Annotated in this window: 9 protein-coding genes and 5 pseudogenes; 6 read left to right on the top strand and 8 right to left on the bottom strand. The window is 36.6% G+C overall.

The window, feature by feature from the left end; genetic code table 11:
• A partial coding sequence (locus BLL40_RS16450) for a hypothetical protein (RefSeq protein WP_216820195.1) occupies positions 1-282 on the bottom strand: 282 nt, incomplete at its 3' end.
• Between the two features lie 538 nt (positions 283-820).
• Between BLL40_RS16450 and BLL40_RS16445 the strand changes: the two are divergent.
• Positions 821-1,063: pseudogene (locus tag BLL40_RS16445) on the top strand (DDE-type integrase/transposase/recombinase); the annotation flags it as partial.
• 312 nt (positions 1,064-1,375) lie between these two features.
• Positions 1,376-1,546: pseudogene (locus BLL40_RS18295) on the top strand (IS4 family transposase); the annotation flags it as partial.
• A gap of 199 nt (positions 1,547-1,745) precedes the next feature.
• On the opposite strand, the gene BLL40_RS16440 reads toward BLL40_RS18295, so the two are convergent.
• Both BLL40_RS16440 and BLL40_RS16435 read right to left on the bottom strand, forming a co-directional pair.
• A complete protein-coding gene (locus tag BLL40_RS16440; protein ID WP_073712928.1) occupies positions 1,746-2,090 on the bottom strand; it encodes an IDEAL domain-containing protein in 345 nt (114 codons plus the stop codon).
• Between the two features lie 393 nt (positions 2,091-2,483).
• Positions 2,484-3,113 carry an RsfA family transcriptional regulator gene (locus BLL40_RS16435; protein WP_073712927.1) on the bottom strand — a complete coding sequence of 210 codons (630 nt, stop codon included), beginning with the start codon at positions 3,111-3,113 and terminating at the stop codon, positions 2,484-2,486.
• 573 nt (positions 3,114-3,686) lie between these two features.
• Here BLL40_RS16435 and BLL40_RS16425 point away from each other — a divergent pair.
• A complete protein-coding gene (locus tag BLL40_RS16425) occupies positions 3,687-4,079 on the top strand; it encodes a hypothetical protein (RefSeq protein ID WP_073712926.1) in 393 nt (130 codons plus the stop codon).
• Between the two features lie 777 nt (positions 4,080-4,856).
• Here the strand turns inward: BLL40_RS16425 and BLL40_RS17935 are convergent.
• The 3 genes and pseudogenes from BLL40_RS17935 to BLL40_RS16415 form a co-directional block, all read right to left on the bottom strand.
• Positions 4,857-5,441 (bottom strand): annotated as a pseudogene (locus BLL40_RS17935) (IS4 family transposase); the annotation flags it as partial.
• A gap of 15 nt (positions 5,442-5,456) precedes the next feature.
• Complete coding sequence (locus BLL40_RS17930; RefSeq protein WP_245797987.1) at positions 5,457-5,942, bottom strand: hypothetical protein; 486 nt, start codon at positions 5,940-5,942, stop codon at positions 5,457-5,459.
• Between the two features lie 117 nt (positions 5,943-6,059).
• A complete protein-coding gene (locus BLL40_RS16415; RefSeq protein WP_073712925.1) occupies positions 6,060-7,040 on the bottom strand; it encodes a helix-turn-helix domain-containing protein in 981 nt (326 codons plus the stop codon).
• Between the two features lie 678 nt (positions 7,041-7,718).
• Between BLL40_RS16415 and BLL40_RS16410 the strand changes: the two genes are divergently transcribed.
• The 3 genes and pseudogenes from BLL40_RS16410 to BLL40_RS16395 form a co-directional block, all read left to right on the top strand.
• Complete coding sequence (locus BLL40_RS16410; protein ID WP_073712924.1) at positions 7,719-8,549, top strand: AAA family ATPase; 831 nt, start codon at positions 7,719-7,721, stop codon at positions 8,547-8,549.
• Complete coding sequence (locus tag BLL40_RS16405; protein ID WP_073712923.1) at positions 8,542-8,994, top strand: hypothetical protein; 453 nt, start codon at positions 8,542-8,544, stop codon at positions 8,992-8,994. Before BLL40_RS16410 ends, BLL40_RS16405 begins: the two co-directional genes overlap by 8 nt.
• A gap of 263 nt (positions 8,995-9,257) precedes the next feature.
• Positions 9,258-10,222: pseudogene (locus tag BLL40_RS16395) on the top strand (IS3 family transposase); the annotation flags it as partial.
• Positions 10,223-10,241: 19 nt separating this feature from the next.
• Here the strand turns inward: BLL40_RS16395 and BLL40_RS18290 are convergent.
• Positions 10,242-10,349, bottom strand: a complete 108-nt coding sequence (locus BLL40_RS18290) for an IS3 family transposase (RefSeq protein ID WP_073712929.1) — start codon at positions 10,347-10,349, stop codon at positions 10,242-10,244.
• Positions 10,350-10,508: 159 nt separating this feature from the next.
• A pseudogene (locus tag BLL40_RS18285) lies at positions 10,509-10,786 on the bottom strand (IS3-like element ISBsp3 family transposase); the annotation flags it as partial.
• Positions 10,787-11,649 lie beyond the last annotated feature (863 nt).

Genomic DNA, 11,649 nt, shown 5'->3' with positions numbered 1-11,649 from the left:
ATCGGCGTCGGCATCGGCATCGGCATCAGCGTCGGCATCAGCGTCGGCGTCAGCATCGGCGTCGGCATCGGCGTCGGCATCAGCGTCGGCATCAGCGTCGGCATCAGCGTCGGCATCGGCATCGGCGTCAGCATCAGCGTCAGCATCGGCTTTCGCTTTTGCTTTCGCGTCAGCATCGGCTTTCAAATCGGCATGGAGCTCGGCGTTTGATAATATATCCTGATCCAAATCTTCTATCTCTTTGTCACATTTATCTTTCTTATCATCGTGATCTTTGCACATGTTACTCTCCTCCTTTCTCCAGGGATTATAAGCATTGCATCGTTTGCAGTGCTTTTTAGGCTTTTTACTCTCATAGTTACAATACTTACACTTCCAATGACTCATTTAGTAACCTCTTTTCCTAACATTTGTACAAGCTAAAAAATAATTTATAACTTGACTTCTATAGTTTATGTTTTTGTAAAATAGTGGTATAGTTCGTTTAACTATCTTTTTAAAAACGTCACTAATTTAAAGAGAAAAAGCCTATTTCTTCGATGTATAGGGTGTTTTTTACAAGTTTCTTTACATAAAACATCATTAGTTAAAGTATAAGTAGCCAAAAAACGCCCCAGATCTTTAGAATCTGGAGCGTTTTCAATGAAACATCATAGCTATTGTGTTGCATTTGATTTTCATTGATTCATTGTCTAGTGTAGGGTTCTGGTGCGAAAAATTTAAGACAATTGCAAGTCATCTCTAACTTATGGACATACTGATATTAAGCTACTCTAAAAAGGAGATGATCCGTATGTAAAAGGATGATTTATTCAAGTAAGTGGAGACGGTGGGGGAACACGGCTTATCAATGGCCCACACAACGATCATGCGTTGGGTTCATCAATATAGTCTGGAGTTAGATGATAGAGTACGGCATCATCTCATACCAACAAATAACTCTAACTCTTGGAGAGTCGACGAAACGTATATCAAAGTAAAAGGGCAATGGATGTACCTGTATCGCGCAGTGGATTCCAAAGGAAACACGATTGATTTATATCTCAGTAAAGCCAGAGACAAATAGGCTGAAAAGTACTTCTTTCAAAAAGCTTTGCGATTTTTTTATCAAATTTTTTTTATATCAGAATCCTTCTGCGTCATTTGTTAGAAACAATGGTTTTTGTTATCAATTAGCTTTGTAAGCTGTTTTCAATAATCTGTTATATCACCTTTTTTACATTTATACTTTGATGATAGGTAAGTAGAATAGAAATGTAAAACAATGATTTACTTAGTTAACATTATGTAAAATTCAAATATTTATTAAAAAAGAGGAGAAACAGAATATGAACCGTGAAAAACAACTGAATATGTTTAGACTTACTCCGCGAGCATTCACATCTGTTCTTCCACGAGGTTTTACATACGACAGCTCCTGCTGGAGAAGAACGAGCAAGAGCTGAGTAGCTATAAGGCAATTTACATGATTAAGAACTACTTTTCATTACGGGTTCAAGCAATGACAAGTGGCATAAATGAACTCGCCATCATTCTACATTCTTTGACATTCTCAGTGTCATGTAAAAATGACGGAATTTCAGGGACAAGCCGCTTATTTTACGGAACTTATTTTTTAAGCCTATTTTCCTCTACTCACTAATCGTGGAACAAGAATCGCTACATATCCAGTAGTTTACGTTGTTAGCTTGATCAGAATGGGATACTACCTCTACTAGAGGACCATCATTTACAAGCCCTTACTTTTAAAAGCTATTAGGCTTAGAGTAAGTTGAACGTGTTTTTATTTTGCCTTGTACATCAAGTAACATTCTTTTAGCTAGTTGCTCGAACCATTCCTCATCACCAGTCTGAATCGCTAGATCAATCAAACAATCCCAATCCTCCTTTTCAAATGTTAAATTGAGCTTTTCAACACGGTCTACGGTAAATAGTCTTGGTGTTGGTTTTATCGATTGCGTCACACCATCAACATAATTCGCTACCTTTGTGATAAACACTTCGTTGCGTACTTCAGAAATATTCTCAATAAAACCGATTACGTGATAATTATCGATCTGAGTAATAATCCAATCCCCATTTTTTAACATATAACTTACTCCTTCCTATATTTATTCTATGTCACCTGTCGTTTTCTTATTTTACTGACGTAATTAAAACAAGGTTTTATCTAAAAATACGAGTGATCCTCTATTATTCATCGAAACTACTTAAAGAAAATATCAATAAATACTATATTTGATAAAGCTTTTATTTATTAAGATCTACTTGTTTTCACATTTGAAAAATCAGTTTTCAAAGAGTGTCCTGTACAAGTATACTGTGCTTTATATTTAGGCTGATACCTATCCAAACTCTTCCCCATCCTACTTATTGAGCTATACTCTTCAAATTTCTTGTGGATGGGGTCCTGCGTTCGGAAATTTTATTAAAAAGTTTATGAAAAGAAAAAATAGTTTACTATGAATAATTGTTAGGCGCTTTTATTCAGCTATTTTCTCCAAATTACCATTTATATCCATTTTGAAAGATGAACGTGATGAATCATCTTCATCTAATACAACAAGTTTACGTGCACGATTCATAATTTTCATCATTGTTTCGTAGTCTTCCTGCATAGTTAAGGCCGATTTTTCAAGATGACATAGTTTCTTTTCCAAAACGTTCTTTTCATTTTTTACTGCTTCTAACTCAATACGCAGCCTATCATTCTCTTTTTTTATATCATATGATGCGTCTATACTACGTAAAAAACCAATCACTTCGTCAATTGCGAGCGGTTTTTGATCTTGATCAAGTTGAATAGATTGTGCAGCTGTTGTTTCAATCGGCCCTGGTATCTTGTATAAATCTTCCTTTTTTCTCCTTTTTTTCGTCTTAAGTAGCTGAATTCGTTGTTTCCGCTGTTTTTTAGCTAAGTCTAGTGCTTTCTCGTATTGCTGCCGTATGACCGCATTCCATCGAAAACCGCAAGCTGCAGAAGTTCTGTTTAGTTGGTCCCCAACTTCTTCAAACGCATTTAGCTGTGTGCTTCCTTCTCGAACGTGCCGGAGTACAGTTTCAGCAAGCAATAGATCATCTTCTTTAGACCAAGCATCTTGACGCTGTTTCACTCATCATCGCTCCTTTTCATATAAAAGTATTCTATATAATAAAGATGGCCATAGACTGTTTTATTTTATACGAGAAGTAAATATAGGTTTTAAAGATTGGAAGAAAACTACTCTATTATGCTTCATTCTATTCTACTCGGTTCTTTTTTATTCGTTTTGATGAAATACATTCTCTAATTCGTTACCTAAGTCCTGGTTTTCTTGAAGTGCGCGATAATATAAATATTCAATGTTGCATCCTAATTTGAAAATTATATGGATCAACTTTGATAGGACATTTCCATAGCTACAGTTGTGGATTGAAGTATTTACATTAAAAAAGCTATCTGATTTAGTGTTGAGAATCAAGTAGTGTCAAAGAGATGGAAAGCAGTATTAAGCTGTTGGCCTTGGACCTACAGCTATATAGGATTTCGTTACTATCATAATGGGTCGAATGGTTATGTCTTTGTCCACATGGATTTGACAAGATAAACGTAAGTTATTTTTTGGGGTATAGATTGAAAAAAGCCACTGAGGAAGGAGCCGGTTCAATGTCGCTGGAACAGCTGTCAAAAAAAAGAGCTGATCGTTATGATTGAAAGACAAGCTACACTGATTGGGCAATCGAAACAGTCACATGCGACCATCTTCAAACGGTTTGAAAAAGAAGTGGCTGAGCATCAGGCTAAACAGAAGCAGTGCCCGTGCTGCCAGTTCATCCAGACAGCTCCTTTTTCAGCACCTGGTCCAGTATGGAAGCTAGGTGTGCAGTCGCTGCTTGTCTATCTTCACCATGGTCAGCTCCTGTTCTATGACCGGACAGTGGAAGTAGTCTGGATATTCCTTGAGCCAGGGCACTTTTGGGGAACATCATCCGTCGAAGTGTTACCCTGCTCAAGCAGCATGGATGTGCTGACAAAGCGTCAATGGGTTTATGTGTATTGTATGACACAGCGGGTGAAACGTCTTATTCCCTTCATCTAAAACATGGACGTGAGGCGATAGATGCCATCGTTTTTTTCGGCCTATAAAGAAATCGTGATACACGATGTGTAGCAGTCTTATTTTCCATATACGAATTGCCGGCGGCACGCACTCTGCAAAGCCCATATTTTACGTGAATTGACGTATCTTCATGAGCAGGAAGGACAGGTATAGGCGCTTGTACTTCGCCGCCTTAACAAGATGAAGAAGGATGCCGATTTTTAGAAGCTCGGCTGACACTGCCAGATGCCCAGGTTCGCTATTTTGAAGATGTATACGATCAAGTTATCTGCCAGGCAAGCGATTCACTGACGGTGTTCTATACGCAGCATCAGCGAAGTCAGAGAAGAAGCATGATCGAACATTGGCCCGAAATCTTCTTGATTTGCATGTACTGTTTAACAACAATCAGGGGAACGGGATCTTTGCCATGATCCGGGTCAAGGAAAAGATCCCTGGGCTCTTCCGAAGTAAAGAAGACGAGCAGATTTGCTTCACGGTATGTTCCTTATTATCAACAGTATGCAAACAGGGGTTACTACTCCTGGATGTGTATCAGGAAGCGATGAAAAGCCTATATGTTTTACGCTAAAGTCACTACCCAAAAGCGTGGTCTATCCAGCATGAAATGAGTAGTTACGAAGCGTAATATTAATTAAATAAAAATTAATTTCAATAGATATTCATGTTAAAATCCTATTGAGAAATTTGTGGGACAACTTGTGACATACCTAAATTTATCTAAAATAAATGTGAACTATGTACATAGTGATAAATTCAAAAAATAATTATCAAATATTTCAATATGGTATATGCACCGCAAAGAAGCATTTGCTGAAAACCGGCAAGGGACAATTTGTCATGAGTAATGGAAACTTTCGTCTGATTATAGAGCCATTTGAGTAGCACATAGGCAATCAGTGCGGCAAAAAGCTGATTGTACACGGCGTTTTCGGTCCTGCCAAATAACACGGGCACATTCAAGTTCTGCTTGATCCAGCGGAAAAAGGATTCGATCGCCCAACGAGCTTTATACATGTCGGCAATTACTTCGGCGGATATATTCCGCAGGCTTGTTACCACACGGATTTCACGTCCTTCATGGTCTTTGAAAAAGACCACCTGGTTCCGTTTCTCCGAACGGGATTGAACCGTTCCAAGACGGCAAGTCATATCGCGGGTCACGTTTGACTCTTTCTGTGGCAGACGCTGGAGTGATTTCACATTGGACAATTCGACGTTTTCTTTCATCCGGATCACAAAGTCTTGTTTGTCCATCACGTATTGATCCATATGCTTAATCGAAAAATAAGCACGGTCTTCTACAAGAACAAAACGCTTGTCAGCCAGAAGCCTGCCGACGGGTCCATCATGTTTTCAAGCGGTGGTTTCGATCACATCCAGCGGCATACCTGTTTCCAGCGCAAAGCTCACGTGAAGCTTGATGCCAGAACGTTTACCATGGTAAACAGCCCATGGAAGACGCATTTTTCCAACGGTTACCGTCGTTGAATCGACGAGCAGAAGCTGGTTTGGAATCTTCATCGTCCGCCGTGTAACACGATTGCATTTGCGAACGACCAATGCGAAAACCTGCTTCATAAGTGCATAATCCAGCTGGCCGAGTTTTTTGGACAAGGTCGAATAATTGACATCGATTAGTCCAGCAGCCGTACCGACATCTGCGCAGTAGCGCAGGCTTTTCCACTCGCAGGCGGCTGCCGTCACTAAGTACTGAATCAATGTTTTAACTGTTAGTTTGCGTGCGGTATCTTCGTAGCCTACCAGCTCGATCAACGGCTGGATCTCTTCATCAGAAATAAACTTTTGAACCACATTCGGGAACATGGTATTCTGTTTCATAGGGATGCCTCTTCTTGTAAAGTGTTGGGTGGTACTTACATTTTACAAGAGGGCAGCCCTTTTTGTCGTTTCTTTATGGAAGATTATTCATAATCAACACGCGTGTTATCAAATAATTCAATATGGTATATCTTCATTTTTAAATATTGTAATATATTTATTTTTATTTATTAATGTTGATTCTTTATGTTTCTCATTTTTTTGTTTAATAACGTCATAATCTTTATCTTCTAGCCAATTATAAAGGTAAGGATGACTAATGATCGATTCTTTTCTTTTTTGATAAATAAACATATTCATAAGTGTTCCATAAAAATAGCCATTGAAGTCTTTTTTGATAATTCTTTGCTTATGAGCAAATACAGTCTGTTTAAATGCATCTATCGTAATATCCAAGTAAAATTCAATTGGATCAGCTAGGTTGGATTTTCCATATGTTATTAAGGCTTTTTTCCAAAGTACATAAATATCTTTTGCGTCTGAAATAAAAGGACTTACGGCTTTAATAAATCTTTGTGGGACATTTTTGGGTGTAAATGATTCATCTAGACGGATCTTTTTACGTAAGTTCTTTAAAATCTTTTTATTAAAAGATAAATACTTGGTAGAATCTTTTTTTGACTCATTATTCTTACTCTCACAAGGGATTTCCGTATTTTCAGAATGGAAATCAGGTTGGAAATGGCCCAACTGAAGAAGCTTTATCCATTGTCTAAAATATGGGTGTTTTACAAATAGATGAATAGGTGCTCCAAGTCCGTTTTGAATAGATGATCGGCGGTATACCGTATAAATTAGGCCATAATCGCGAAGCTGTTTAAATATGTTGCGGATCGTTTTATTTGTAACGTTAAAACGTTTTGCAAAATAATCAGCGCTTGCAAAGCAGAATCCTTTTTCAGCGCCAAACCAGCAGATCATCTCAATGGATTGTTGCGTACCTTTTTTTAAACGATAAAATTTATCACCGTAAGCTGCTTTGATTGGATTGAAAAGTATTAGTTTAGTTTTTTGTTGCTCTGCATGATTAATTGCATATGGTTTATACTGTTGTAATTTTTCGAATTCGTTATGGGTCAATATTTTATGTTCACACATATAATTTCTCTCCTTTTATAACAACAAAAAAGACGCGTTTACCGGTGATTACGGTAAACACGTCTTTTCAATTTCTTAAAAAGGATAGACTTTTCCGTTGAATAAAATGTTTATTTATCCTATAATACAGACATAAACAAGTATTCTGGTGAAAGCAAGTGTTTACCGTGGGCGTTTCACGGTGAACGGTTAAACGGGTGCGTCCAACACCTGTTTAACGCGCTTTTGCCTTTTCTATTTTGTTGTTTATTATAGTTTAGTCTAAATACATAATGTTTACATGCTGTTTCCAGCGACAATTTTAAAGTTGCGGAACAGCTTTTTTTTATTTCTGTAATCAACCATACAATAATTTTTCAAGCTTGTAAAACGCTTTAGAGAAGGAAAAAGAGAATCTAATAATAACAAAAGTAGAAATTTCCACCCATGCGAGAAAGTTGGATACCTTAACAAAAGTGGAAAAGTAGAAATTTCCACCCATGCGAGAAATTATATTCAAAAACCCTTAAATATTACATTTATGTTACAAATTCAAAAGAGAGATATTAAGGCTGTATTTATACAAATAGCCTCATAAATCATTACAATTAATGATTTAAACATAATTCTACTTATGTTAAAATCTGAAATATACAAAAGTAGAAATATGTTTAAAATACAATTAAAGAGGAGAAAAAAATGGCTGCTAAAACCATTGTGGTTGGAAACTTTAAAGGTGGAGTAGGTAAAACAAAAGTAGCTGTTATGGCATCATGGGAACTTGCTTATAAATTTAATAAAAAGGTCCTATTAATCGATATGGATCCGCAAGCTAATGCGACTACCATTGTAGCTCGCTCCTCTGGGATAGGAGATATAAATGCTACAATATTTGAAGGGTTCAAGAATGGAGATTTATCAAACATTATAGTGAAAATGCATGAAAATTTAGATTTGATACCAGCTCACGTGACGTTTAAAAATTTGCCTAAATTCTTATATTCTAAATTCAAAAAAGATATTGATCAAATTACATATTTGAAAAACCTGTTAGAGCCTATAAAAAATAAATATGATTATATTTTTATTGATGTACCTCCGACTATTAGTGATTATTCAGATAATGCAATGATGGCAGCTGATTACGTTTTGATTATTCTTCAGGCCCAGGAGTTATCTCTTGAAGGAGCAGAAACATATGTATCGTATCTTCAATTTATGGCAGATGAATACAATGCAGACATTCAAGTAGTTGGTGTTCTACCAGTATTGTTGCGAGCCGGGGGTCGCGTAGATCAGTCGACGGTCATGAGAGCGCAAGAAATATTCGGTGAAGATAACGTATATGAGAATTATGTAAAACATCTTGAGCGTTTAAAAGCATGGGATATAACAGGCATTGCAAATCAAGATCAGCATGATAAGAGAGCTCATCAGACCTTTATTAAAGTAGTTGAGGAAATGTTGGAAAACATCGAACGGCTTGAAAATATTAAGTATTTTGAGGAGGAGGGGGGAACAGGTGAATAATAGTGAAAATATTAAAGGTCCTTTGATCAAAACAAAAAATAAAAAGCCAAACGGAATACCAAGACCAGATCCTATCCAATTTAATCAAACGAAAGATCCATTTAAATATAAAGAATCCCCTTCAAAAGAGATGGAGGTGAATCTAAAAATAGATGACATTGTAGTTCCTAATAAACAGCCAAAAAAAACTAAAAATGTGAATACGGTGTCTAATAATGAGGAGAAAACAGAAAAAAAATCAGTTGTTGGAAGAAATAATGCTGTGAAATCCATTAAAGTTCCTGCTGAATTGCACATGAAAATAAATGTATTAGGAAAATTTATGGACGAAACGAAAACATATGCTATTCTCGATGAGTTAATAAAAAATTATGTCGCGGATAAGTTAACTGAACGTCAACAAAAACAGTTTGAATATATGAGTGAATTTTTGATGAAAATTTAATGTAGAGGTAAAAATAATAGCATTCTCCCGTCGAGTCAATGCTAATTGTAAACGAATCGTTACTAAATAACTATTATCGAAGCAGGAATCCAAAGTATGAACTTGAGGGCGATATGTTTTTATTATTTTGTTTAGACAGAGGGATTTTAGGAGAAAAAGTATACCATATTTTAAAAATAACATTATTAGATCGTCTACACTTATCTGGACAGAAAAATTAAGGTCACGTACACTTGACTTAAAACAGATGAGGAGTCCCAAATATGACGAAGCGAGAACGCCGCACCTTCACGCCTGAATTCAAAAAGCAAATGGTACAGCTGTACCAGAATGGAAAAACCAAACAAGCTATTATTGACGAATATGATCTGACTCCGTCCTCTCTTGACCGTTGGATTCATCAGGATGAAACGTCCGGCTCCTTTAAAGAGAAAGACAACCGGTCATCTGAACAGCAGGAGCTTTTAGAACTGCGTAAGGAACTAAAACAGCTAAAGATGGAAAATGATATTTTAAAGCAAGCCGCGCTGATCATGGGACGAAAGTAAATGTCATTAAACGAAACAAGGACAAATACTCGGTATCAGCAATGTGCACCGTCCTACAAATAGCCCGAAGTACGTATTACTATGAAGCGAAAGAGCGCCCATCAGAAGACGATGTGACGGGCGCCATCATAGAGATTTTCGAACAAAACAGAAACGCCTACGGCACCCGGAAAATCAAAGTTGAACTGTACAAGCGTGGCTATATAGTATCTAGGCGTCGGATCGGTCGCATTATGAACGAACAAGGACTTGTGTCGACATATACGGTGGCACAATTCAATCCACAAAAAACGCCTTGTAATGAATCCATTCAGGCGAATGAACTAAACCGCGCGTTCACCCAGAATGAAGCGAAAAAGGTAGTCGTAAGTGATTTAACATACGTCAGGGTGCAAAATAAATGGCATTACGTATGTGTCTTTGTCGATCTCTTTAATCGGGAAATCATAGGATTCAGCACCGGTCCGCACAAAGACGCAAACCTTGTCGCACGGGCTTTTTCCTCGATTCAAGGTGATCTGCGTGACATCCAGCTGTTTCATACCGACCGTGGTAGCGAGTTCAAAAACCAATTGATCGACGAGACGTTAGCGACCTTCAACATTGGCCGATCCCTCAGCATGAAAGGCTGTCCGTATGACAATGCCGTGGCAGAAGCCACGTTTAAAATCATCAAAACAGTGGATTGTCAACACTTAATCATACAACCTTTTTAAGGGACATTTCTCTAAAATCCACAGGGCTTACGTAGCCTAGTGTTCCGTGAATGCGCAGCTCGTTGAACCAGTTGACGTAGTCAGACCATATTCATCAATAATGGCTCTTTTCGTTTTTCCATTCTGGTACAGCTGTACCATTTGTTTTTTGAACTCGGGCGTGAAAGTACGGCGTTCTCGCGAAGGTCCAAAACAGCCATCGCCAAGGAAACAGGATTTGATCGAAAGACCATTAGCAAGTATTTAAATTATAGGGGGTTGCGCATCTTACTTTCATAAAGAAATTAAACTTACTTATTAAACGAAGAATTTTTATGTGATTCATTGGCGTCACGAATAATTCTTCTAGTGTTATATATAGACAACGATACCCCACTGTCCCTTTGTAGGCAAGTAGTCCTCTGCACCGGTAGCGTATTTCTCTGAGTTTTGAAGCTATGCATAATAGCTACTTCTACTCACACCTGTTAATTCACAAAGATAGCTTGTCATGTTTTTTAGTTGATACTTGCGAATGACTCCCTTAATGTAAAAGTTGTTTATTAAGCAATTCTCTCATAGGATAATTTAAAGGCTTTTTGTACTGGAAAGTCTAATGCTAATTCTAAAATCGATGTACGAGTGAGATGAAAATTATCAGGAATTGTTTTTGGGGTTATAGAAAAAAGAAATGAATTAGAAAATTATTTAATGTTTTTCATGTGATGGATAAAAGCCCAAGTGACAGAAAGAGTAAGAGCTAGAGTTAACTATTTAAAAGTATCACATCACTATCTGTTACGCTAAAAATAGTAATGTGTTTTTTTATTCTCAATATAGTAAATATTTATGCGATTATAAAGGCACATTGGGTATACATATATAATAGAAGAAACACGTCAAAAAAGAGAAATAAGAGGTTTTTGGGATATTGATCTTTGTTTTAGGATCATGTACGTATATTTTTAAAAACACTGTTGTATAAGAGATATACTGGTCATTCATTTTGTGGTTATAAATGGAAAGTTAATTATGTAATAATTGATGTAAATATTTTTTGTTTTTTGTTGACTTCTTTATTAGATAAATGGTATTATTTTTATTGTCGCTTATATAAATGATTTTAAATAAATTTACATTTAAAGTGGACGAAGATTATTGGTAAATAATACTTCAAACGAATATTGTTGACTTTATATCTTGAAAGATGTTATATTGATTTTCCACTACTACATTAGAGTGGGTTTAAATATAATTGTTAAATAATGTTTGATGAATAAATACTTTTGAAGAATAGTGATTTTCAAAAAAGTTATTGACTTTCAAATCATCAAATGGTATGATTAATTAGCTGTCGTTGATGGCAACGAATGAAATTGATCTTTGAAAACTGAACAAAATAAACGCCAACG

Origin of the sequence: Domibacillus mangrovi (genome assembly GCF_001906925.1) — a bacterium.
Classification (GTDB): Bacteria; Bacillota; Bacilli; order Bacillales; family Domibacillaceae; genus Domibacillus; species Domibacillus mangrovi.
Note: the sequence above shows the minus strand (reverse complement) of the source record. Positions and strands in the feature narration are given on the sequence as shown.

Bases quoted from the DNA above. Each gene is read 5' to 3' on its own strand.
- BLL40_RS16440 (WP_073712928.1), bottom strand. From the start codon at position 2,090: ATGTTAAAAAATGGGGATTGGATTATTACTCAGATCGATAATTATCAC.
- BLL40_RS16425 (WP_073712926.1), top strand. From the start codon at position 3,687: ATGATTGAAAGACAAGCTACACTGATTGGGCAATCGAAACAGTCACAT.
- BLL40_RS17930 (WP_245797987.1), bottom strand. From the start codon at position 5,942: ATGAAACAGAATACCATGTTCCCGAATGTGGTTCAAAAGTTTATTTCT.
- BLL40_RS16415 (WP_073712925.1), bottom strand. From the start codon at position 7,040: ATGTGTGAACATAAAATATTGACCCATAACGAATTCGAAAAATTACAA.
- BLL40_RS16410 (WP_073712924.1), top strand. From the start codon at position 7,719: ATGGCTGCTAAAACCATTGTGGTTGGAAACTTTAAAGGTGGAGTAGGT.